The organism is Pseudomonas sp. FG29 (assembly GCF_057809355.1).
Map to the genome: position 1 here is coordinate 199,714 of NZ_JBMDJU010000003.1, position 21,647 is coordinate 221,360.

The window sequence follows — 21,647 nt, forward strand, 5'->3', positions numbered from 1 at the left end:
CCAGGGGCTCGCGTCGACAAAGATCGGAAGGTGTCATGCCGCACGCTCGAGGCGCAACTGCGCCAGACGACTGCGCGTTCTTGAGAAGTCGCCATGGGCGACGCCCGTGCATAGCTCGTCCAGCGCATGCGTGCTATGCAGCCACAGCTCGCGACCGCTGTCGTAGGCGATGTCGATGAAATTGACCAGGCGCTGCTGCTCATCCAGCGAGCAGCGCGCCAGCACGGGCACTTCACCGAGGACGATGTGGGTGAAGCGCTGGCATAGCTGCAGGTAGTCACTGCTGGCCAGCGGTTGCTGGCACAGCGCGGCAAAATCCAGCCACAGGGTGCGAGCGTCCATGCCGCGCAGTGTCAGGCTGCGGCGCGCCAGCGGCAATTGCACGGTGGCGGGCAGATGCCCCAGGCGCTCCTGCAGACGACTCGTCGGCGCCTGCAGGTAGAGGCCCCAGTGCTGCGTACTGGCCGCGCGATAATCGACACCGGCATCCATTTCCAGCACCAGGCAGCGCTTTTCCAGCAGCGTGGCGAAGGGTTTGAAACGGCTGTGATACAGCGGGTTTGGGCACAACTGCGCCGGCGCGTAGTTGGAGCTGAACAGGAGGATGCAACCGCGCGCGATCAAAGGTTGCAAGAGGCGACCAAGCAGGATCGCATCACCGATGTCGTGCACATGAAATTCGTCGAGGTAGAGCAGGCGCGCTTCGCTGGCCAGCTCATCGGCCACGCGCAACAGCGGGTCGGCGTGCCCAACATGGGTCAGCATGCGTTGCTGCACTTCCTGCAGCAGCGCATGTACGTGAACGCGGCGTTTATGGGCCACGGGTGCGGCCTCGAACAACGCCGCCAGCAACAGGCTCTTGCCGCGTCCGACGCCACCCCAGAGGTACGCGCCAGCCGCCGTTCGCCGCCACCAGGCAGACGGCCGCAAGCGCGCCTGCAGCCAATCGGCCAGACGGACAAGCATGCGCTCTTGGGCGTCATCCAGATGCAGGCCTCGCGCCGCGATCGAGCGTGAGGCCTGCGTGTACAACTCAGAAGTCAAAGAAGACCGTCTCTCCCTCACCCTGGATGCGGATATCAAAGCGATAGGCCGGCTTGCCGTCCACTTCGCAGCGCTTGGCAATCAGCGTCTCGCGGCGCTGCGGCTGCTCGATCAGATTGAGCACCGGATCCTTGGCGTTGGCCTCGGCTTCATCCTCGAAATACAGACGGGTATTGAGGTGGATGTTGATGCCACGGGCGAACAGCGCGACGTTGACGTGCGGCGCCATCGGTACACCGGCGGCGTTTTTCACCACACCCGGCTTGACCGTGTAGGCGAACCACTCGCTGCCGGCATCGAAGGTGGTAGCGGTACGGCCAAAGCCGTTGAAGGCTTTGGACTGGTCGTAATCCTCGTCGTACTGGCCTTGATGATCGGCCTGCCACAGTTCGAGGAAGGCATCGCGCACCAGGTGGCCATTGCCGTCGTAGACGTGGCCAACCAGGACGATGTGCTCACCCGGCGCATCGGCTTTGGCCATCTGGTTCCAGATTTCCTGCTCGCGGGTCGGGTTGCCGGCGGCGGCCAGGGCCAGGCCGATATGCACATAGGGGCCGGCAGTTTGCGAAGGGGTTTCCGGCAGCAATTCAACAGGCATGGTCATCCCTCCTTACTTGTTCTCGAAATGGGTCTGGCGCTGGCCACGCAGCACGATGTCGAAGCGATAGGCCAGGCAATCCATCGGATTGGCCGTACCCATGTCCAGCTTGGCGATCAGCGTCTGCACGGCGTCCGGGTTGGCGATGGACTTGACGATGGGGCACAGCGGGATCAGCGGGTCACCCTCGAAGTACAGCTGGGTGATCAGGCGCGTGGAGATCGACGGGCCACCGATGGAAAAGTGGATGTGCGCCGGACGCCAGTCGTTCGGCCCATTGCGCCACGGATAAGGGCCGGGCTTGATGGTGCGGAAGATATAGCGACCTTCGCTGTCGGTCAGGGCACGGCCGACGCCACCGAAGTTGGGGTCGAGCGGCGCCAGGTAGCGGTCGTTCTTGTGGCGGTAGCGGCCGCCGGCGTTGGCTTGCCACATTTCTACCAGGGTATGCGGGATCGGCTTGCCGTACTGATCCATCACCCGACCGGAAACGATGATGCGCTCGCCGATGGGCAGGCCACCGTTGTTGAAGTTGAGCAGCAGGTCGTTGTCGTGCTCGGCGAACTTCAGGTGCGAGAAGTCCGGACCGGTGGTTTCGGAAACCGACTGCGGGATGCTCACCAGCGCCTGACGCGGCGAGCGGGCGATGGAGGTCTTGTAGTCGGGGGTGAAGGCTTTCGGGTGCCAGTTACGGTCACGAATGACGAAACGGCGATTGTCCTCGGCAGGCATTGCGCACTCCTGTTATGGGTATTGTGGAGTCGCCCCAAGGACATGTTCCTCGGGGCATTGGGCGCAGTCTCGATCAAGGCAGCCTGGCTGAAAATTGAAAAGATGCCGCCAATACATAACCAATAGGTTATGGAAAGACACCTTCCCGGTAGGCCTGCGCCACTTCGCGCAGCACATCGCAGAAGCGCTCGGCAGCCAGCGGCAGGCCCAAAGCGCCATTACGGCAGATGCCCACCGAGCCGCCCGGCTCACGCACATGCAAGTGCAGCTCGATCAGCTCGCCACGCTGAACGTCCAGACAAACCGCATCCTGCGGCGCCACCCACAGCGCATCGCTACACAACACGTAGCGCCGGCTCAGCGCTGGTGACAGGGTTTCCAGACGCTGGCGCGAGGGCGTCACGCCGCACTGCACGAACAGGCTGTCGGCATGCTTGCGGATGGTGGTGCCCGCTGTCGGCAATACCAATGGGTAATCACCCAGCTGTCCGAGCGCTTCGTCACCGACGGCCAGCAGCGGATGGCCCGGACGCACCACCAGGGTCATCGACTCGCTGTACAGGTGTTCGAAGGTCAGGCCCTGGATGTCCGGGCTGTCGGTCATGCGGCCGATCACCAGATCCAGCTCGCCAACGCGCAACTGGCTGAGCAGATAGGCCCCCGGCCCGGTGGCAACACTGACCACCAGCGCCGTATGCCGCTCGTGCAGACGCCGCACCACCTCGGGAATCAGCAGACTTTCGACGGTAGACAGCACGCCGACACGCACCTGCCCGGCCTCGTGTTCGCCGTCGCGCAGGCTGTTCACGCCATCGCGCAACGCCTGCACGCAAGGGCCGGCGTAACGCATGAAGGCCACACCCGCAGCGGTCAGGCTGACGCCCTGTTTGCCCCGTTCGAACAGGCTGGCGTCGAGGATTCCCTCCAGTTCCTTGAGCGTCTTGGAGATCGCCGGCTGGCTCACGGCCAGGGCATCGGCCGCCTTGGCGAAACTGCGCTGGCGAGCGATTTCGAGAAAGCACAGCAGGTGGCGAAACTTGATACGGGTGTCGATGTTCATCAGGGGCACCGGAGGCGGACGCCTGCGATGATGCCGCAAAGCGTCAGCGCCTCACAGTCATGCCTCGCTCAGTAGCCACTTGGCTCAGGGCTGCGCTGCCCACGGGCATGGCATGCGCAGGCCATGGCTTCGTCCTTGAGCAGCCGTCCGCCGGCGACCTTGCGCACGATCCACGGCAGCTTGCTGACCCGGCCACCGCCGAGGCGCGCCAGCACGTAGGCCATCGCGCACTTCTCGAACAACTCGGCGTTGAACAGCAGGCGATTGCGCGTGATGCCGAGCACCAGTAGACGGTCGTCGACCAGGCCGGCATTGCCGCCAGACGCCAGGGCTTCGGCCAACTTCCCGGCTTGCGTGGGTGCCCAGTTGCGCCCCAAGTGCCGGGCCTGTTCATCGAAGATGCCCGGCATCGCTTCGTCCAGCCCCGCCAGTTGCAGGCTCCAGCGCGGGCTCAGCGTCGCTACGGCACCGGCATCCGAGCGGGCCAGGTAGGCCCGGGCGTGCGTGGCGGCGACGCCTGAACCGGGATCGTTCAGGTCGAGGCTGCGCACCACACCACCCGGTTCCAGGATCAGCATTTTGCCCTCGCCAACCAGGCGCATCGACAGTGCATCGCCCTGTCGATTGAGCAGGCCTTTACCACTCAGCCGCGCGGCGGCCTTGATCAGTTCGTCCTGCATGCTCATATCACCATCTTGAACACGTCTTCGAAGCGGTTCAGGGCTTCGTCGACGATCTCGTCGGTATCGGCAGCACTGGTATAGAGACGGCTGCCGGCCAGCGTCACCAGACCATGCGCCATGTAGGCGGCGCCCATTTCTTCCATCATGTGCTTGCGCGGATTCACCTCGCGCATCAGTTGGATCGGGTTACGCACGTTGAGCAGCAGCACGCCGGAGGTCTGCAGGTGCACCACCGAGCCCTGGTTGTAGACGACGTAGGGCAGGCCCAGGCGCTCGATGATCTGCGCCAGCCCGGCGGCCATGCGATCACCCGCCCGACCGGCGATGGCGCAGGCGTTGCGTTTTTCCATTTCCAGCAAGGTGTGATAACCGGCCACGCAGGACAGCGGGTTGGCCGTCAGGGTGCCGCCGACAAAGGCGCGCTTGCCCTGTTTGCCGCCGATACCACCGGCGAGCATCATCATGATGTCGCGGCGCCCGCCGATGCCGCCGGCCATTGGGTAGCCGCCGGTCAGGCACTTGCCGAAGATGGTCAGATCCGGCATCACCCCGAAATAGCCCTGGGCGCCGCCCATGCCGACGCGGAAGCCGCTGACCACTTCATCGAAGATCAGCAGTGCGCCGAACTCGTCGCAGAGCTTGCGCAGGTTGGCATTGAAGTCCTTGTGCGCCGGCCGCGTCCCGCTCTCCGGCCCCAGCGGTTCGACGATGATCGCCGCCGTGCCGCCGCGCAGGCGGTTGAGCCAGAGGCGGCGACGGATGGCCGCCAGGTCGTTGGGGAAGCTTTCCTGGGTGTAACTCGTAGAGCCGCTGGGGATGCCCAGCGCCTCGCGCCGCCCGGTGCCGGGAATGCGCATGCCGAAGACCACCTGATCGCTCCAGCCGTGATAGGCGCCGCCGATCTTGATGATCCACTTCTTGTTGGTATAGGCACGGGCCAGGCGGATGGCGCCCATCACCGACTCGGTACCGGAGGCCAGCATGCGGAACATCTCCACCGAGGGCACGTGCTTGCAGACCAGTTCCGCCAGCTTGACCTCGCACTCGTGCAGCAGCCCCGTGACCGGTCCGCACTCGCGCAGGGTTTCGATCACCTTTTCCTGCACCACCGGGTCATTGCTGCCGAGCAGCGTGGGGCCGCCGGCCTGAAGGAAATCGATATAGCGGTTGCCGTCGATATCTTCCAGGTGAGCGCCCAGGGCATTTTTCATCGCCAGCGGGAAGGGATAGTTGAAGGCCAGGTTGTGCTGGATACCGCCAGGAATGACCTCGGCAGCGCGGCCGGCGAGCTGCTTGGAGGCACGACACTTGTGCTCGAAGTAATCGTGCACCTTCTGCATGTGCTCGCGGCGGATCGGGCGGATCGGTTGCGTGATCAGTGCCTTGAGCCGGGCATCGACGGCTGCAGTGTCGGGCCAGCGCGAGATACCGGAGGTGGCGGGAATCGGGGCAGTGGAAGCGTTCATTGTGGCTGTCCTTTTAGTAGTCGTTGAGGCTGGCGAGGGCGTGTCGGCACAGTGCGTGGTTGGGCTGCGCATGCAGCGCGCGGCAGAACCAGTCGCGCGCCTCCTGCTCCAGCAATTCCATGACCCGCCCGGCCTGCTCCAGGGTGCTGGCGATGCCGATGGCACCGTGGTTGCGCATCAGGTAGGCATTCACATCGGGGCGTACGCGGCGGCCAATCAGCCAGCTCAACAGCCCGGAGCCGGAAGGGCCGTAGGCGCACATCGGCACCTGCCGACCGATCACCTGACGGGCCTCGGCACCGCTGATCGGCAAGGCCCGGCCAAGCAGGGTGAAGGCGCTGGCGATCGGTTGATGGGTATGCAGACTGGCCTGGCAATCGGGGCGCGCCTTGAGCATCCGAGCGTGCAATCCGCTTTCGACTGAGGGTTTGCCGTCACCGGCAAGTTGCTCCAGCGTATCCAGGCGCAGGATGCAGATGTCCGCCGGCGACATGGCGTAGTAATCACTGGCCGAGGGCGTGACGGCGAAGCGCTCGGCGTCGATGCGCAGCGCCAGGTTGCCGCCGATACCGGCGAGAAAGCCCTTGTCGGCCATCGCCACGGCGGTACGCACCACGGTTTCCCTGGCCCGCTGTTCAAGACTCATTGAGCACCTCGATTCAGTTGTGCATAGAAAGGCGCCAGCGCCTTGTGCGCGGCGCGGAAGTTCTCGTAGCTGCAGTCGTAGAGCGCATGCCGGGCGCTGTCCGGCTCGAAGGCGCGGCGGATCGCCACCCGCTCGGGAATGTCGGCAAAGCTCATCGCGCCAATACCGACCCCGGCCAGGAAGGCCGCGCCCCGGGCATTGGCCTGGATCGGCTGCTCGGGCAGGCGCACGGTGACGCCGAGTACGTCGGCGAAGATGCGGCACCAGACCTCCGACTGCCCACCGCCGCCGACCAGGGTGATCGCCTCGGTCGGATGGCCGATGAAGGCTTCGACGGCCTGCATCATCCAGCGCGTATTCAGGGCAACGCCCTCGAGGAAGGCGCGCACCATGTGCTCGCGGGCATGTTCGAGAGTCATGTTCACCAAGCCCGCGCGCAGGTTCGCGTCATCCACCGGGCTGCGCTCGCCCATCAACCAGGGCAGGTACAGCAACCCGCGTGAACCGGCAGGCACGCCGGCGGCGACTTCATCGAGGATGCGATAGACGTCTGGCCCCGCCTCGTTCTGCAGCAGGGCATCCTTGGCGTACAGAATGCGATCCCGCAGGAAGCTCAGGTTGGCCCCGGCGGCCGACTGCATGGCCATCATCAGGTAGCGATCCGGCAGCGCGCAGGGCACGGCGGCGATCTGCCGGAACACGTCGGTTTTCTTCTTCGCCACATGCGCGCCAATCCACGATGAAGTGCCGACGTACAGGTGCAGCGCGTTATCGGCGACCGCACCGGAGCCCAGTGCAGCAGCCGTGTTGTCGACCGCCCCTGCGACCACCGGCAGGCTCGACGACAGGCCAAGGCGCTCGGCCACCGCCGGCAGCAAGGTGCCGATGACCTCCTGGCAGCGCACCAGTTCGGGCAACTGATCGCGCCGCAGCCCAGCCATGCCAAGCAAGCGCTCGTCATAGCGGATGCGGCTCGGGTCGCGGTTGTCGGTGACCCAGTTGCACAGCGCCGAATCGACGGTGGCAGCGAGGCGGCCGGTCAGGCGCAGGTTGATGAAATCGAGCACGTTGAGAAACTTGTCGGTGCGCTCGTACAGCTCCGGCAGCTCATCACGAATGAAGGCGATATGGCCGAAGCTGTCCTTGCCTGACAGCGCCGGCGCGCCGCCGGTCAGGCGCAGCCAGCGCCACAGCTTGAGTGGATCGTAGCCGGCGACTCGCGGCAGCGCGCCGCCAACCCGGCGCCGTACCGCCTGCTGCCCGCGCATGTCCATGTACAGCAGGGCGCGCGCCAGCGGATTGCCCTCGCGATCCGCCGGCAAGGTGCCCTCGCCCTGACAGGAGCAGGCCATCGCCACCACCGCCCGGCGCACGGCGGCATCCCCATCCAGCACCTCTTCGGCACTCTCCAGCAACGCCTGCCACCAGTCTTCCGGGCACTGCTCGACACCGGCGCCCGGCAATACATGGGTGCGCACGGGGCGGAAGGCGAAGCGGGTGACGCGCCCGTCCAGGCTGACCAGCGCCGTCTTGCAACCGGAGCTGCCGAGGTCAACGGCAAGCACCAAAGGATCATCAGAGCTCAAGGCAGCCACCTCATATTTTTTTTCTTTGCTCTTCCCATTTTTTGTCGCCCGGGCTAAAACATAAGCATTGCTCATGTTTTAAGAGGATGTAGGGGTGACCGAAACTTTGTCAAGCGATCCGAAAAAGACCCGCAAACCACGGGTGCCGAAGCAGGAGCGCAGCCAGGCGCGGCTCGAGGCGATTCTCGATACCTCACTGCAACTGATCGCCGCCAATGGCTACGAGGCCGTCTCGATGCGCGAGATCGCCCGCGAATCAGGGCTGCCCATCGCCTCGCTGTACATGTATTTCCCGACCAAGCTGTCGATCGCCAAGGAGGTCTGGCTGCGTTACACCACCGCCATCAACGCGTCCCTGGAAGAGGTGCTCAAGACCGTCAGCGACCCGACCACGCCCGCCGACTCGGGCGCGCTGATCGAACACCTGATCGACCTGATGGTGGGCATCCAGAGCAGCCACCCCGGCTTCGTCGAGATCTGGGGCTGCGTCGCCGCGTCGGCGGAGCTGCGCGAACTCAACCGTGAGGACACCTTCCGCGCCGCGCAGGTGCTGGCGACCACGTTCCGCGTGAGCAATCCGTCGCTCGACGAGGAGCAGGCAGAAGGCCTGGCGCTGGTGCTCACCGAAGGCGCCACAGCGGTCACCAAACTGATCCTGACGCTGCCTGAAGAAGAGCGCCCGGCGCGCATCAGGCAGCTCAAGGACAGCCTTCGACTCATTCACAGCAGCACCGTCGGTTCACTCACCCAACCGGCCGGCTAGCGCCTGGCGTTCGCGCGGGCGCTAGCGCCCGCAAAGCCTCAGGTGTCGGCGGTCATTTCGAGCGCAAGCAGAGGTCACCATGTTGCATAAGAAGAAAAAGATGGCATTGGTTGTGGGGCTTAGCCTTTGTGGGGCAAAGGCGCCAGCTTTCCAGATCGACACCGGGCCGAACGTCACCACCACCCTGGAAAGCGTCGCCGAGTTCACCTCGATCTACCGTACGGGCTCGCCCGAGCACATCGAGCGCGGTGGCGAGAACATCTTCATCAACAACAACGACGGCAGCGAGTACTACGACAAAGGCTTCGTCTCCAACGAGTTCAAGCTGACCTCGGAGCTGCACGTACGCACCCAGCAGGATGGTCTGTTCGTCCGCGGTACCGCCTGGTACGACACCCAGATCATGGACAACGACCCCACCGGTGATGGCTTCGCGACGCACAACACCGACAGCGACGCGCGCTACCCCTCCGACCTGAAGAACCGCTCCGGGCATCGCGCCCGCCTGCTCGACGCCTACCTCTACACCAACCGTTATCTGGGCGAGATGCCGGTGAGCGTGCGACTCGGCCGCCAGGTGCTGAACTGGGGCGAAGGCATCTTCTACGCCGACGGGCTCAACGTGATCAATCCGGTGGATCAGGGCCGCGTGGTGCTGCCCAACGCCAGCTTCAAGGATGCCCTGCTGCCGACCAACATGATCTCGGCCCAACTCGGCCTGACCGATGCGCTCAGTTTCGAGACCTTCTACGGGCTCGAGTGGAAGGGCCATGAAGTGATGCCAACCGGCGCCTTCTTCAACAATCAGGACTATTTCGGCAAAGGCAGCAATGGCGTGCTGATCGACCTGCGCAACCAGTTGGGGCCACTGGCCGAGCTGGTACCGGGGCTGAACGGCGAAAACGGCATCGTCGCCGGCGCTCGCTACGGCCGCGAGCATGACGCACGTGACGACGGCCAGTACGGCTTCGCCCTGCGCTATATGGTCGAGGACTGGAACAACACCGAGTTCAGCCTCTACTACCTCAATTACCACAGCAAGGTGCCGTTCCTGCGCCTGCAGAAGGGCGTGTCCGGCGCTTGCAGCACTGGCAGCGGAGGCCGCTTCGCCGACCTGTGCGGCTTCGCCCAGACGTTCGACCCCACCTCGGTGCCGCTGGTCGATGGCCTGGCCTTTCTCGACAGCAGCCGTTACGACTTCATCTACCCCGAAGACATCCGCCTGTTCGGCTTCAGCGTTTCCGGTACGGTCGGCGACACCAGCCTGGCCGGTGAACTGACCTACCGCCCCAACGCGCCGTTGGAGCCGTCCATGACCTACGAGCTGGAACAACTGGCCGAGGGCGCGCTGACCGCAGGCGGTGCCAGCGGCGTCGGCATCGATCTCGGCGAGTTCGGTGACGGCTCCAACAACGACGGACGCCGCAGCATCGATCTGTACAAGCGCCACGAGCTCTACACCGGCTCGGTATCGGCCATCCACACCTTCGGCCCGACCGCCGGCCTGGACGACCTGACGATGCTGGCCGAAGCGGCCTTCAACCATGTGCCCGGCAGCCTGCTGGATTCGGTCAACTACGCCTATCTGGACTCGTTCGCCTGGGGCTACACGGTGAACTTCACCGGCCTGATCCAGGACGTGCAACCGAACCTCGACCTGATGCCCGCCATCACCTTCCGCCAGGACGTCTCCGGCACCTCGCCGACGATCAACGAAAACTTCGTGCAGGGGCGCAAGTCGGCCACGCTCGAACTCGGCCTCAAGTACAGCGACAGGTTCGGCGGCAAGCTGGCCTACACCTCGTTCTGGGGCGCACGCAAAGACAATTCGCTCATCGATCGCGACCACCTCGCGCTCAATGTCTCTTACTCCTTCTGAGGGCGGAAACAACAATGAATAAGAATGTTCTGTGCGTGAGTGCCCTGCTGTTCGCCATCGGCCTACAGGTGCCGCTGCTCGCTCATGCCAAGGTCAGCGAAGAACGTGCCGCCCAGCTCGGCAACTCGCTCACGCCGTTCGGCGCCGAGCGCCAGGGCGATGCCGCCAAGGGCATCCCCGAATGGACCGGCGGCCTGAAAACGCCACCCGCCGGGTACCAAGGCCCCGGCAGCTTCCATGTCGATCCCTTCGCCGATGAAAAGCCGCTGCGCGTGATCGATGCGCAGAACATGGCCGCAGACGAGAGCAATCTCAGCCCCGGCGTGCAGGCCCTGCTCAAGTCCTTCCCCACTACCTTCAAGATTCCGGTCTACCCCAGCCACCGCAGCGTGGCAGCCCCTGACGACATCTACCAGAACACCCGGCGCAACGCCCTCAATGCCACCCTGGTCGAAGGCGGCAACGGCTTGAGCGGCGCCTACGCCGGCATCCCCTTCCCGATCCCCAACGATGGCCGCGAAGCGATCTGGAACCACATCACCCGTTGGCAGGGCCGCTACATCGACGAGATCGCCAACACCGCGCAGGTCACCACCAGTGGTAGTTATTCGATCATCCGCGAACGCATGCAGATGCTCTCCAACTACTACGACCCCAGCAAGAACGTCGGCACCCTGGAAAACGTGCTGCAGAACTTCATGAGCGAGCTGCTGCCACCGTCACGCGAGGCCGGGCGCAAGCTGCTGGTGCGCGATTTCATCAACCAGGTCGAAGAACCACGGGCAGCCTGGGTCTACACCCCGGGGCAGCGTCGTGTGCGCCGCGCGCCAACCCTGGCCTATGACACGCCCAACGATGGCATCTACGCCGACGATACCGACATGTTCAACGGCGCCACCGACCGCTACGACTGGAAACTGGTCGGCAAGCAGGCCTTGCTCGTGCCCTACCACAACTACGCCATGGAGCAGCCCGGCGTCGCCGCGGAAAAACTGCTCATGCCCGGCCACCTGAACCCGGACTACACGCGCTGGGAGATGCACCGCGTGTGGATCGTCGAAGCCACGCTGCGCTCGGGCCAACGCCACGTGCATGCCAAGCGCCGCTTCTACCTCGACGAGGACAGCTGGTACGCCCTGATGGTGGAGAACTACGACTCGCGCGGCGCGCTCTGGCACGTCAACCTGGCGTTCAGCAAGAACGCCTACGAAGTGCCCACCATCACGCCAGTCAACGTCGTGTACCACGACCTCAACGCCCGCACCTACACCGCCATCGGCCTGCGCAACAGCGAGAAGGCTCCCCGCCAGTTCCTCCTTCCGGCACCGCCTCCTGGCTACTGGACCCCGGCCACGCTGCGCCGCACCGGCACGCAGTGAGGATCGATGCGGCGGGAATGCCTGATTCCCGCCCAGTGACCGGGGCGCAACGCTCCGGTTCTCCCCTGAACGACGCCGAGGCGCCCTGCGACCATGAACGACTCCTCATGCACGGCCATCCCATTGACGGCCGCAACGCCCCTGGCACCGGCCAAGCGGCGCTGGGCCGTGGCTCTGCTCTTTGCCCTGGTGCTCTGCGCCAACCAGACCCAGGTGTGCTTTCTCATCCCGCAGCAGACGCAGATACAACTGCAGTACGGCCTGGGTGAGCTCGCCAGCAGCCTGAGCATCCTGATCATCCCCATTCTCTGCATCCTGCTGTCCGTTCCGGCGGGACGCCTGATCGACCGTGCAGGTTTCAGGCGTGGCATGACGCTGGGCAGTGGCGTACTGGCCCTGTCACTGCCACTGCGCGTCGATGACAGTTTCTTCGGCCTGATGCTCGGGCAGGTGCTCATCGGCATCTCCCAACCCCTGCTGCTCAACGGCATCTCGCGCATGGCAATCGAGTGGTTCGAAGAGCACGAACGCGGAACGGCCATCGGCATCGCCACCGCCGGCCTGTTCCTCGGGCTGGCGATGGGGCTTGCCCTGCCGCCCATGCTGGTGGCGAAGACCGGAATCGCTCAGGGCCTGCTCATCACCGGCCTGGTCGGGCTGCTTCCAGCCGGGCTGCTCTGGCTGTGCAGCGCCAGCGCGCCAACTTACCCGCGTGGAGAATCGGCGCAAACCATGAGCCTGGTGCAACTGTTTCGCTCAACGGGCATGCGCCCGGTATTGCTCACGACCCTGGCTGGATGCGGGCTGTTCAATGCCCTGGCGCTGAGCCTGGAGCCCATGCTGACGGAGCATGGGCTGGGCGCCGAGACGCTCTCGGCGGCAGGAGCACTGATGATCCTCGCCGGTGTGATCGGCTCGCTATTCATCGACTCGCTGGCCCAGCGTGTCGGCGGCAAATTCATCGTGCTCGCGGGCTGCGGCGTGTGCGTCATCCCCATGCTATGTCTGCTCTATTACGCCACGGCGCCCACCTTCGTCCTGCTCTACGCCGCCCTGCTGGGCGCCTGCCAACTACCGGGCTACGCCTTGCTGATCGCCATGTCCGAACAGATCGCCGGCAAGGCACAGGCCGCACAGGCCAACGCGCTCATCACCCTGGCGGGCAACCTGGGAGCAGGTAGCGGCATGGGCCTGGCGGTACTGATCCACGCTGCGCTTGGCCATTGGGCTTATGTGATCGTCTTCCTCACCACTCTGGCAGTGCTGCAGACGCTGATCGTGACGTTGTGTAGATCCATGCGCCGACTCTGAGTGCAGCCGCCTCAAGTATCGGGCATAAAAAAACCGGCCCATTGGGCCGGTCAAACGCAGGGTGTCTGGTTAAGTCATTACTGCAGCGCACGCGGGCGCGCATTGCGCTGTTCAGCGTCAGGCACGGTAGCGCTCTGCAACTGGAAGTCGAACTTCACTTCGGCGAAACGGTTGCCCTGGAAGCCATGGTCACGCGCGGCGGACTCGCTCTCGACGAACTGGATGTCACCGATCAGGCCGTCACGAGTGGCGTAGGCGAAGTCGTCCCACAGGTACTCGTCGCCAGCCAGGTTGATCTGCGTGGTCAGATGACGATAGCCAGGCGCGGAGATGAAGAAGTGGATGTGCGCCGGGCGGTTGCCGTGACGACCGAGCAGGTTGAGCACCTCCTGGGTGGTGCCATCGGGCGGGCAGCCGTAGCCGGACGGCACGATGCTGCGTGCACGATAGCGGCCTTCGCTGTCGGTGACGATGCGGCGGCGCAGGTTGAACTCGCTCTGGCTGGAATCGAAGTAGGAGTAGGTGCCCTTGGTGTTGGCGTGCCACAAATCTACCACCGCGCCAGCCAGCGGCTTGCCGTCGACATCGAAGACCTGGCCATGCAGGTACATCGGCGTGCCCGGGTCGGTGCCATCGTCCATCCGCGCTTCGCCTTCGGACAGCGGCGCGCCAGCCACGTACAGCGGGCCTTCGATGGTGCGCGGGGTGCCGCCAAGCAGGCCGGCCGCCTCGTCCTTGGCATCGAGCAGCAGATCCAGATAGTGCTCCAGACCCAGACCGGCCACCAGCAGGCCGGCTTCGCTGCGCGCGCCCATGCGGTTGAGGTAGTCGACGGCTTTCCAGAACTCCTCGGTGGTGACTTCCATGTCCTCGATGAGACGGATGCTGTCCATCAGGATGCGGTTGACCAGCGCCTTCATGCGCGGGCTGCCCTGTTCGTTGGTGAGACCGCTGACTTCCTTGAAGAAGTTCTGGACGCTTTCGGTATGCGACAGTTTGATGCTCATGATTATTTCCTCATCTTGTTTTTATCGAGTGGAAGATTGATCAGCGATCGTCCTGGTGAATCGAAGAAGGATGACGGCACAGGCCGTTCACCTCGATGTCCATGTAGGGGAACAGCGGCAACTGCATGAGGGTGTCATGCAGCTCCTCGACGCTGCCCAGGTCGAAGACGCTGTAGTTGGCGTAGTGTCCGGCGATGCGCCACAGGTGGCGCCACTTGCCTTCGCGCTGCAGGCGCTGCGCCAGTTCTTTCTCGTCAGCCTTGAGTTTGGCCGCCTGGGCGGGATCCATGTCGACCGGCAACTTCACGGTCATCTTCACGTGGAACAGCATGTTGGCTTTCCTCCTTCGGGCAGGATCAGGAACGGCGGAAGCGCGCCAGGCGCTCTTCGTCGAGGGTCAGGCCGATGCCGGGCAGGCGCGGCACGTGCAACTGGAAGTCACGGTACAGCGGCGGCTCGGTGACGATTTCCTCGGTCAGCAGCAGTGGGCCGAACAGTTCGGTGTCCCAAGCCAGCTTGTTCAGGGTGATGAAAGCATGGGCCGAAGCCAGGGTGCCGACACTGCCTTCGAGCATGGTGCCGCCGTACAGGCCGATGCCGGCCGCCTCGGCAATACTGGCGGTGCGCAGCACGGCGCGCGGGCCGCCGTTCTTGGCGATCTTCAGGGCGAACACCGGGGCAGCGCCGTCGCGCGCCAGATTGAAGGCGTCTTCCACGCACTCGATGGACTCGTCGGCCATGATCGGTGCCGGGCTGGACTGGTTCAGGCGCACCTGGCCGCCACGGTTGTGGCGCGAAATCGGCTGCTCGATCAGGTCGATGCCGTTGTCGCCGAGGATGCGGCAGGCGCGCAGGGCTACCGCTTCGTCCCAGGCCTGGTTGACGTCGACGCGCACGCTGGCGCGCTCGCCGAGGGCCTTTTTGATGGCGATGACGTGGGCCAGATCCTTGTTCACCTCGCCGGCGCCGATCTTCAGTTTGAAGATGCGGTGGCGACGGGCTTCGAGCATCTGCTCACCTTCGGCGATGTCCTTGCGGGTATCGCCGCTGGCCAGGGTCCAGGCCACTTCCAGGCTGTCGCGCACGCGGCCGCCGAGAATCTCGCTGACCGGCAGGCCGAGGCGCTTGCCCTGAGCGTCGAGCAGCGCGGTTTCCACGGCCGAACGGGCGAAGGTGTTGCCCTTCACCACGCGGTCGATGCGCTGCATGCAGGCGTTGATGTTGCTCGCGTCCTGGCCGATCAGCAGCGGCGCGAAGTGACGATCCAGGTTGACCTTGATGCTGTCCGGGCTCTCGTTGCCATAGGACAGGCCACCGATGGTGGTCGCTTCACCGATGCCCTCGATGCCATCGGCGCAGCGCAGGCGCAGGATCACCAGGGTCTGGTTCTGCATGGTGTGCATCGCCAGCTTGTGCGGGCGGATGGTCGGCAGGTCGACGATGATCGCTTCGAGCGACTCGATCGCGGCGTGGCTCATTTCAATACCCATCAGGTTGTTCATGTATGTGATCGGATATTGATCCTGCATTTTGGCAGGTTCCAATATTGATTTTGTCTGCAACAATACCCCACAGGTATCGTCAACCTCGAAGGACAGCCGCTCATGGAGCTTCGCCACCTGCGCTATTTCCAGGCGCTCGCCGAAACCCTCAACTTCACCCGTGCCGCCGAGCGCCTGCACATCGCCCAGCCGCCGCTGAGCCGACAGATCCAGCAGCTCGAGGAGGAACTTGGCGTAGCCCTGCTCGAACGCGGCCGGCCATTACGCCTGACCGAAGCCGGGCGCTTCTTCCACGAACACTCCAGCGCCCTGCTCGAACAACTGGGCAAGGTCTGCGACAGCACCCGACGCATCGGCTCGGGCGAGAAAGCCTGGCTCGGCATCGGCTTCGCCCCGTCCACCCTCTACGGCGTGCTGCCGGAGCTGATCCGTCGCCTGCGCAGCGATGCCGGCCTGGAGCTGGGTCTGTCGGAAATGACCACGCTGCAGCAGGTGGAAGCACTCAAGGCCGGGCGTATCGACGTCGGCTTCGGCCGTATCCATATCGACGATGCAGCCATCTCACAGCAGGTGCTGAGGCTCGACCCGCTGGTGGCCGCCCTGCCCGCCGGGCATGCGCTGCTGCCGGGCCCGGTGAGCCTGGCCGAACTGGCCCGCGAGCCGTTCGTGCTGTACCCGGGCAACCCGCGCCCGAGCTACGCCGATCACGTGCTGACGCTGTTCGCCACGCATGGCCTGCAGATCCGTGTGGCGCAGTGGACGAACGAGCTGCAGACCGCCATCGGTCTGGTCGCCGCCGGTATCGGCATCACCCTGGTGCCGGCCTCGGTGCAGGTGCTGCATCGCGTCGACATCGACTACGCGCCACTGCAGGAAGCGCAAGCCACCTCGCCGATCATCATCAGCCGCCGTATTGGTGACGCCTCGCCAGCCCTGCAGCATTGCCTGGCGCTGGTCGATGAGCTGTCGCGCAGCCGTCAGGACTAACCTGGAACGGCGTCCTGGCCGAAGAAAAAGCCCGTAAGGAGAGACGGGCTGAAAGCACACCTGGAAAAAATCACCTGTACCTACTGCAACGGCGAGAACGCCGCCGGCAGGTAGAGGGTGGAATGCATCTCGCGCAGTTGCGGCCCGGAGTTCTCCGGCGGCCAGACGCCGTCCGCCACCGCGCGAGTGCGTACGTCCAGGCGCTGCTCCTGGCTGGCGTACGGCCAGATGTGCAGATAGCGCGGAGTACGCCCGTCGGTGGCGAAGAACGCCGCGTAGACCTCCGAATAGCCTGCGCCGGTGCGCGGGCCGACGGCCTTTTCCCAACCCGCCATCGTAGGGGCCAAGCCCGAGGGAATCAGGTTGTATTCGCGCAGCTCGTAGAACGGCCCGTGGTGGCCGGGCGCCAGGGGTTCGAGAAAGGGAAACAGCGTGTAGTTTTCCACCTTCATATCGAGCATGAAGGCTTCGATACCGAAGGCATCCGGTGCCTGGAGAAAGCGCTCGCGCTCAGCCTGCCGCGCCGCCTCGTCACGGAAACCGCGCAGCACGGCAATCTGGTTGAGCGGGCCGATTTCGGACGACCAGCAGCCCATCAGTGTGCAGCCATCGCGCGCCTCGGCGAGCGTCTCACGCAGGTGCTTCAGCGCTTCGGCCGGAGTGCGCACGCGCAGGGTGAAAGTGATCAGTTCATAGAGTCGCATGGTCTTCTCGCAGTCTTGGATTGCAAGCGAGGCAGGGTGGGCACTCGGCCCACCCACGAAACCTCAGCACGCCGCGCGCGACTGCTCACCCAGACGGTGATAGGCGCGGTTGAAATACACCAGCCCGTCCTGGCTCTTGCCGTTACGAATACCCAGCACCTCACAGTAGAAGATGGTGTGCGAGCCCACCTCATGCGCCTGGGCGATGCGGCAATCGAAATTGACCAGGGCGTCGTCCAGCAGCGGCGCGCCGCTTTCCAGGGTGCTCCAGCTGGCCTGGGCGAAACGCTGGTCGGAGTCCAGTTCGCGGTTGGCGAACACGCCGGAAATGTCCTTCAGCTCGGCGCTCAGCACGTTCACGCTGAGCACGCCGTTCTGCTTGAAGTGGCCATTGGAGAAAGATGAACGATTCATGCATACCAGCAGCGTCGGCGGCTGGTCGGTGACGCTGCATACGGCCGAGGCGGTAAAGCCCCAGCGCCCGGCTGCACCGTCGGTGGTGATCACTGAAACGGCGCCGCCCAGCAGCGCCATGGCATTACGGAAACCTGTGGTGTCGACCATGATCTTGCCCTCGTCTGTTAACGGCCTGCAGGCCTGCGCTAGATGTCCAGCACCAGTTTTTTCGACTTGGCGCGCGAACAGCAGACCAGGATCTGGTCGTTGGCGGCCTTCTCGTCATCGGTCAGGTAGACGTCGCGGTGATCCGGTTCGCCTTCCAGCACGTCGCACAGACAGGTGCCACAGACGCCCTGCTCGCAGGAGATTTCCACCTTGATGCCGACGGTGGCGAGGGCATCGATGATGGTCTGGCCTTCGGCGACTTGAACGGTCTTGCCGCTGCGCTGCGCAACCACCTCGAAGCTGTCGCCGCTGGCGTCGACTTCCACCTGGAAGTACTCGCGGTGGATGTGTTCCTCGGCGTAACCAGCTTTGCGTGCACCGTCGATGACCCAGTCCATGAAGCCGGACGGGCCGCACACGTAGACATGCACACCGGCGCCTGGCTGGCCGAGCACGGCCGGCAGGTCGAGCTTCTGCGCATCGCCTTCATCATCGAAGTGGGTACGTACGCAGGCGGCGAAATCGGCGCTGGCCAGCTCGTCGAGGAAGGCCGTGCGCTGGCGCGAACGCCCGCAGTAATGCAGCTCGAACGGGCTGTCCTGGGCGGTCAACTGGTGCGCCATGGCGATCATCGGGGTGATGCCGATGCCACCGCCGATAAGGATGGAGCGACTGGCGCCAGCGGCCAGGGGAAACAGGTTGCGCGGCGCGCCGACGCTGACGCTGGCGCCCTCGGTGAGCAGCTCGTGAACTGCCACCGAGCCACCGCGTGAGGCCGGGTCTCGCAGCACGCCCAGGCGGTAGACGCTGGCGTTGGCCGGATCACCGCACAGCGAATACTGGCGCACCAGGCCAGGCTTGAGGTGGATATCGACATGGGCACCGGCCTCGAAGGTCGGCAGATTGCTGCCCGTCGGATCGGCGAGGTCGAGGATTACCACGCCCTCGCCTTGCTCCTGCCGCTTGCGTACCACCAGGTTCAACACTTGCTCAGTCATACCGACCTTCCCGCACCCTTCGAGGTGCTGATTGTTCTCGTTCGTTACAGTCCGCTGCTCGCACGCGCGGCATTCTTTCTTTTGTCCGCTGCGGCCGTTGGGCTGCAGCGGACGGGGTTCAACGCATGAACAGGCCGCCGTTCACATCCCAGGTCGCCCCGGTGGTGAAGTAGGCTTCCGGGCGCGCCAGTTGCACCACCAGGTCACCGAGGAAATCGGCATCGCCGAGGCGCTTCACCGGGATATTGGCCAGCAGCCCGGCCATACGCTCCGGCGGCACCGCCGCATGCACGGCGGGCGACTCGATGGGGCCGGGGGCGATGGCGTTGACCGTCACCCCGGCAGCCGCCAGCTCCTTGGCGAAGATCTTGGTCAGGGTGACGATGGCGCCCTTGGAGGCGGCGTAGTGCGCGCCCGTGGCGGTGCCGCCGTTCTGCCCGGCCAGCGAAGCCATGTTGATGATCCGCCCGTAGCCAGCTTCGGCCATGTGCCCGCCGAACACCTGGCAGCCGAGGAAGATGCTGCGGGTGTTGAGGCTCATGACCTGGTCGAACTCTTCCGGACTGATCTGCATGACCGGCGTGGTGCGGGTCATCGCGGCGCTGTTGACTGCCACGTGCAGCGCGCCCCAGCGGGCCAGCACCGCGGCCAGCGCGACCTCGAAGTCGGCCTTGCTGGCGACGTCGAGTTGCAGCGCCAGGCTGCGCTGACCGCTCGGGTCGAGACGGTCAGCGGCGGCCTGGGCACTTTCCAACGACAGATCGGTGATCACCACCGCGTAACCGGCTGCGAACAGACGGTTGGCGATGGACAAACCGAGGCCCTGTGCGGCGCCGGTGACGAGGGCTACCTGAGTCATGACGGCGTCCTACAGGATGTAGCCGATACCGGCGAGGGTATCGGTGGAGTTGATCAGCTGGATCAGCTTGCGCTGGATCTTGAAGCAGTCGCCGTCGCGCTTGAGCTGGAAGGTGACATCCGCGGTGTAGTGCTTGAGCACGTCCTTGCGGAACTCACGCAGGTTCTGCGCGCAGCGCACGGTGACCACGCCGTCTTCCTCACCGAGTACGCGAAAGCGCGAAAGGCTGCGCACAGTGCGGGCACGTGGGCTGGTGGAGATGGACTCGCCACCGATCAGGCGCTGCACACGCAACTGGCGCATGTGGTGGTCGTCGTAGGCGTAGTTGAGGGTGTTCTCGAAGTCGGTCTCGCTGGGGTCGATCGGGATGATGTAGGTACCCTTGTCGGCCCACAGGTTCAGCCAGGCGTCGAAGTCGCCGTGGTCGAGCATGTCCGCTTCCTGCCAGATGAAGGCGCTGACGTGGTTGAGCAGTTCAAGATTCATATTCGTTCTCTTCAAATAGGTGCGTGACGGGCCCCTCTCACCCACGCGGGCAGAGAGGCGCGGCGGCTCAGGCCGACATCATCTTTTTCCATTGCTGGTAGGCCGCGCGCATGCCGGTCTCGGCGCTCACGTCGCTGACCAGACCGTCCTCGCTCGGCTTCTCGCCGGGCAGGCCGCGGTTGAGCATGATCCACAGGTCGCTGCCGGCCTGGGCGCCCTTCTGTACGCGCTCCCAGGCCTCGGAGTCGTCCGGGGTGCCGAAGCCCATCGGGCCCTGGAAGTGCTCGTGCAGGCGCAGGCGGTAGCGGTTGGCCACGGCCGGGCCGCCGTCCATGGTGATCACCGCGTGGTGGATTTCGGTCTCGTTCACCGAGACCGGCTGCAGCACGCGGAAGAAGGCCATGGAGCAGGCGACGTTGGGGAACAGGTTGAGGTTGAAGCCCGAGCCGCCGACGGCGCGGACGATGCGTCGTACCTGCTGCTCCTCGATGCCTTCGTCACGCAGCTCCTGGGCCAGCGCCTCGAAGCGCTCGGGGATCGGCTTGTCGAGGTCGGCTTCCAGATCCACCAGGTCGGGGATCATCACCATCACGCTGTGGCCGTTGCCAAGATCCTCGACGTAGCCCGGGCCTTCGACGAAATCGAACAGCTCCAGGGTCTGCTCGTCCACCGAGGACAGGAACGACTTGTGCACCAGCGGGAAGTGGTAAGCGTCGGTGGTGTTCTCCAGCTGGATCTTCCAGTTGCCGGGGAAACGGAAACGATGCTCACCGGAGACCTTCACGCCGTAACCGGCGCCCTGCTTCATGAACAGGTCGATCCACTTCTTGGCCGCGCCGAGGAAGTCTTCCAGCGGCTCGATGTCGTCCTTGAAAGTGGCGAAGATCATGCCGTTGTATTGCTCGACGCGCAGGCTCACCAGTGGCAACTCGCCCTTGTCCAGGCAGTCGGCGTAGCTCTCCGGGTGCGGCACGCCGCGCAGGCTGCCGTCGAGCGCGTAGCTCCAGCCGTGGTAGGGGCAGACGAAGCTGTTGGTCTTGCCCTTCTTGTGCTCGCAGACGGTGGCGCCACGGTGGCGGCAGCGGTTGAGCAGCACGTGCACGTCCTTCTTGCGGTCACGCACGACGATTACCGGCTGCTTGCCGATGTAGGTGCTCTTGTAGCTGCCGTTGTCGGGAATCTCGCTGGCGTGCGCCACCCACACCCAGGTGCTGTAGAAGACCTTTTCCAGCTCTTCGTCGAAGATGCGCGCATCGGTGTACAGGGAGGTGTGCACGCGGTCGTGCAGCACCAGGTCGGCCGGCGAGCTGGCCAGGTTCACGGTTTCGATCAGGTTGGTCACGGTCACTCCTCGTCGGCATCAGGTGCCGACTCACAATTTCTTTTGCTCGCC

At 64.6% G+C, this 21,647-nt stretch carries 22 protein-coding genes; 5 read left to right on the top strand and 17 right to left on the bottom strand.

All coding sequences use genetic code 11. From position 1 onward, the window contains the following. Positions 1–33: 33 nt before the first annotated feature. The 8 genes from zapE to ACODS1_RS06205 all read right to left on the bottom strand — a co-directional run bounded on the left by zapE (position 34) and on the right by ACODS1_RS06205 (position 7,824). Positions 34–1,065: a cell division protein ZapE gene (zapE, locus tag ACODS1_RS06170; RefSeq protein WP_489084959.1), complete on the bottom strand. Its 1,032-nt coding sequence runs from the start codon at positions 1,063–1,065 to the stop codon at positions 34–36. Next, positions 1,034–1,642 (bottom strand): protocatechuate 3,4-dioxygenase subunit alpha, encoded by a 609-nt coding sequence (gene pcaG, locus ACODS1_RS06175; RefSeq protein ID WP_489084960.1) that lies wholly within the window; start codon positions 1,640–1,642, stop codon positions 1,034–1,036. Before pcaG ends, zapE begins: the two co-directional genes overlap by 32 nt. Positions 1,643–1,654: 12 nt before the next feature. After that, positions 1,655–2,374 carry a protocatechuate 3,4-dioxygenase subunit beta gene (pcaH, locus tag ACODS1_RS06180; RefSeq protein ID WP_489084961.1) on the bottom strand — a complete coding sequence of 240 codons (720 nt, stop codon included), beginning with the start codon at positions 2,372–2,374 and terminating at the stop codon, positions 1,655–1,657. Positions 2,375–2,501: 127 nt separating this feature from the next. Next, a complete protein-coding gene (pcaQ, locus tag ACODS1_RS06185; protein WP_489084962.1) occupies positions 2,502–3,434 on the bottom strand; it encodes a pca operon transcription factor PcaQ in 933 nt (310 codons plus the stop codon). Between the two features lie 68 nt (positions 3,435–3,502). After that, positions 3,503–4,120 (bottom strand): hypothetical protein, encoded by a 618-nt coding sequence (locus ACODS1_RS06190; RefSeq protein WP_489084963.1) that lies wholly within the window; start codon positions 4,118–4,120, stop codon positions 3,503–3,505. Next, positions 4,117–5,583 carry an aspartate aminotransferase family protein gene (locus tag ACODS1_RS06195; RefSeq protein WP_489084964.1) on the bottom strand — a complete coding sequence of 489 codons (1,467 nt, stop codon included), beginning with the start codon at positions 5,581–5,583 and terminating at the stop codon, positions 4,117–4,119. The genes ACODS1_RS06190 and ACODS1_RS06195 overlap by 4 nt, the downstream gene beginning before the upstream one ends. A 13-nt stretch (positions 5,584–5,596) precedes the next feature. Beyond that, complete coding sequence (locus tag ACODS1_RS06200) at positions 5,597–6,229, bottom strand: class II aldolase/adducin family protein (RefSeq protein WP_489084965.1); 633 nt, start codon at positions 6,227–6,229, stop codon at positions 5,597–5,599. Continuing rightward, entirely contained in the window at positions 6,226–7,824 is a 1,599-nt protein-coding gene (locus ACODS1_RS06205; protein ID WP_489084966.1) for a xylulokinase, read from the bottom strand. The genes ACODS1_RS06200 and ACODS1_RS06205 overlap by 4 nt, the downstream gene beginning before the upstream one ends. A gap of 85 nt (positions 7,825–7,909) precedes the next feature. On the opposite strand from ACODS1_RS06205, the gene ACODS1_RS06210 reads away from it, so the two are divergent. From ACODS1_RS06210 to ACODS1_RS06225, 4 genes are all read left to right on the top strand, one after another. Beyond that, positions 7,910–8,578 carry a TetR/AcrR family transcriptional regulator gene (locus tag ACODS1_RS06210; protein WP_489084967.1) on the top strand — a complete coding sequence of 223 codons (669 nt, stop codon included), beginning with the start codon at positions 7,910–7,912 and terminating at the stop codon, positions 8,576–8,578. A 100-nt stretch (positions 8,579–8,678) separates the two neighbouring features. Next, a complete protein-coding gene (locus ACODS1_RS06215; RefSeq protein WP_489084968.1) occupies positions 8,679–10,457 on the top strand; it encodes a DUF1302 domain-containing protein in 1,779 nt (592 codons plus the stop codon). A 14-nt stretch (positions 10,458–10,471) separates the two neighbouring features. After that, a complete protein-coding gene (locus tag ACODS1_RS06220; RefSeq protein ID WP_489084969.1) occupies positions 10,472–11,836 on the top strand; it encodes a DUF1329 domain-containing protein in 1,365 nt (454 codons plus the stop codon). A 93-nt stretch (positions 11,837–11,929) separates the two neighbouring features. Continuing rightward, complete coding sequence (locus ACODS1_RS06225) at positions 11,930–13,147, top strand: MFS transporter (RefSeq protein ID WP_489084970.1); 1,218 nt, start codon at positions 11,930–11,932, stop codon at positions 13,145–13,147. Positions 13,148–13,224: 77 nt separating this feature from the next. On the opposite strand, the gene catA is transcribed toward ACODS1_RS06225, so the two are convergent. From catA to ACODS1_RS06240, 3 genes are read right to left on the bottom strand one after another with little or no spacing between them, the layout of a single operon-like run. Then, entirely contained in the window at positions 13,225–14,154 is a 930-nt protein-coding gene (gene catA / locus ACODS1_RS06230; protein WP_489084971.1) for a catechol 1,2-dioxygenase, read from the bottom strand. A gap of 40 nt (positions 14,155–14,194) precedes the next feature. Further along, a complete protein-coding gene (gene catC, locus ACODS1_RS06235) occupies positions 14,195–14,485 on the bottom strand; it encodes a muconolactone Delta-isomerase (protein WP_013717261.1) in 291 nt (96 codons plus the stop codon). A 25-nt stretch (positions 14,486–14,510) separates the two neighbouring features. Then, a complete protein-coding gene (locus ACODS1_RS06240) occupies positions 14,511–15,632 on the bottom strand; it encodes a muconate cycloisomerase family protein (protein ID WP_489085018.1) in 1,122 nt (373 codons plus the stop codon). 126 nt (positions 15,633–15,758) lie between these two features. On the opposite strand from ACODS1_RS06240, the gene ACODS1_RS06245 reads away from it, so the two are divergent. Further along, a complete protein-coding gene (locus ACODS1_RS06245) occupies positions 15,759–16,643 on the top strand; it encodes a LysR family transcriptional regulator (protein ID WP_489084972.1) in 885 nt (294 codons plus the stop codon). 80 nt (positions 16,644–16,723) lie between these two features. Here ACODS1_RS06245 and ACODS1_RS06250 read toward each other — a convergent pair whose 3' ends face one another. From ACODS1_RS06250 to ACODS1_RS06275, 6 genes are all read right to left on the bottom strand, one after another. Further along, complete coding sequence (locus ACODS1_RS06250) at positions 16,724–17,347, bottom strand: NIPSNAP family protein (protein ID WP_489084973.1); 624 nt, start codon at positions 17,345–17,347, stop codon at positions 16,724–16,726. A 63-nt stretch (positions 17,348–17,410) separates the two neighbouring features. Next, the gene (locus ACODS1_RS06255) at positions 17,411–17,911 is read right to left on the bottom strand and encodes a flavin reductase (protein WP_489084974.1); all 501 of its coding nucleotides are present in this window, start codon (positions 17,909–17,911) and stop codon (positions 17,411–17,413) included. Positions 17,912–17,949: 38 nt separating this feature from the next. Next, entirely contained in the window at positions 17,950–18,909 is a 960-nt protein-coding gene (locus ACODS1_RS06260; protein ID WP_489084975.1) for a PDR/VanB family oxidoreductase, read from the bottom strand. A gap of 118 nt (positions 18,910–19,027) precedes the next feature. Further along, positions 19,028–19,768 (bottom strand): SDR family NAD(P)-dependent oxidoreductase, encoded by a 741-nt coding sequence (locus ACODS1_RS06265; RefSeq protein ID WP_489084976.1) that lies wholly within the window; start codon positions 19,766–19,768, stop codon positions 19,028–19,030. Positions 19,769–19,777: 9 nt separating this feature from the next. Beyond that, complete coding sequence (locus tag ACODS1_RS06270; protein ID WP_489084977.1) at positions 19,778–20,254, bottom strand: aromatic-ring-hydroxylating dioxygenase subunit beta; 477 nt, start codon at positions 20,252–20,254, stop codon at positions 19,778–19,780. Between the two features lie 67 nt (positions 20,255–20,321). Beyond that, the gene (locus ACODS1_RS06275) at positions 20,322–21,596 is read right to left on the bottom strand and encodes an aromatic ring-hydroxylating oxygenase subunit alpha (RefSeq protein ID WP_017362058.1); all 1,275 of its coding nucleotides are present in this window, start codon (positions 21,594–21,596) and stop codon (positions 20,322–20,324) included. Positions 21,597–21,647 lie beyond the last annotated feature (51 nt).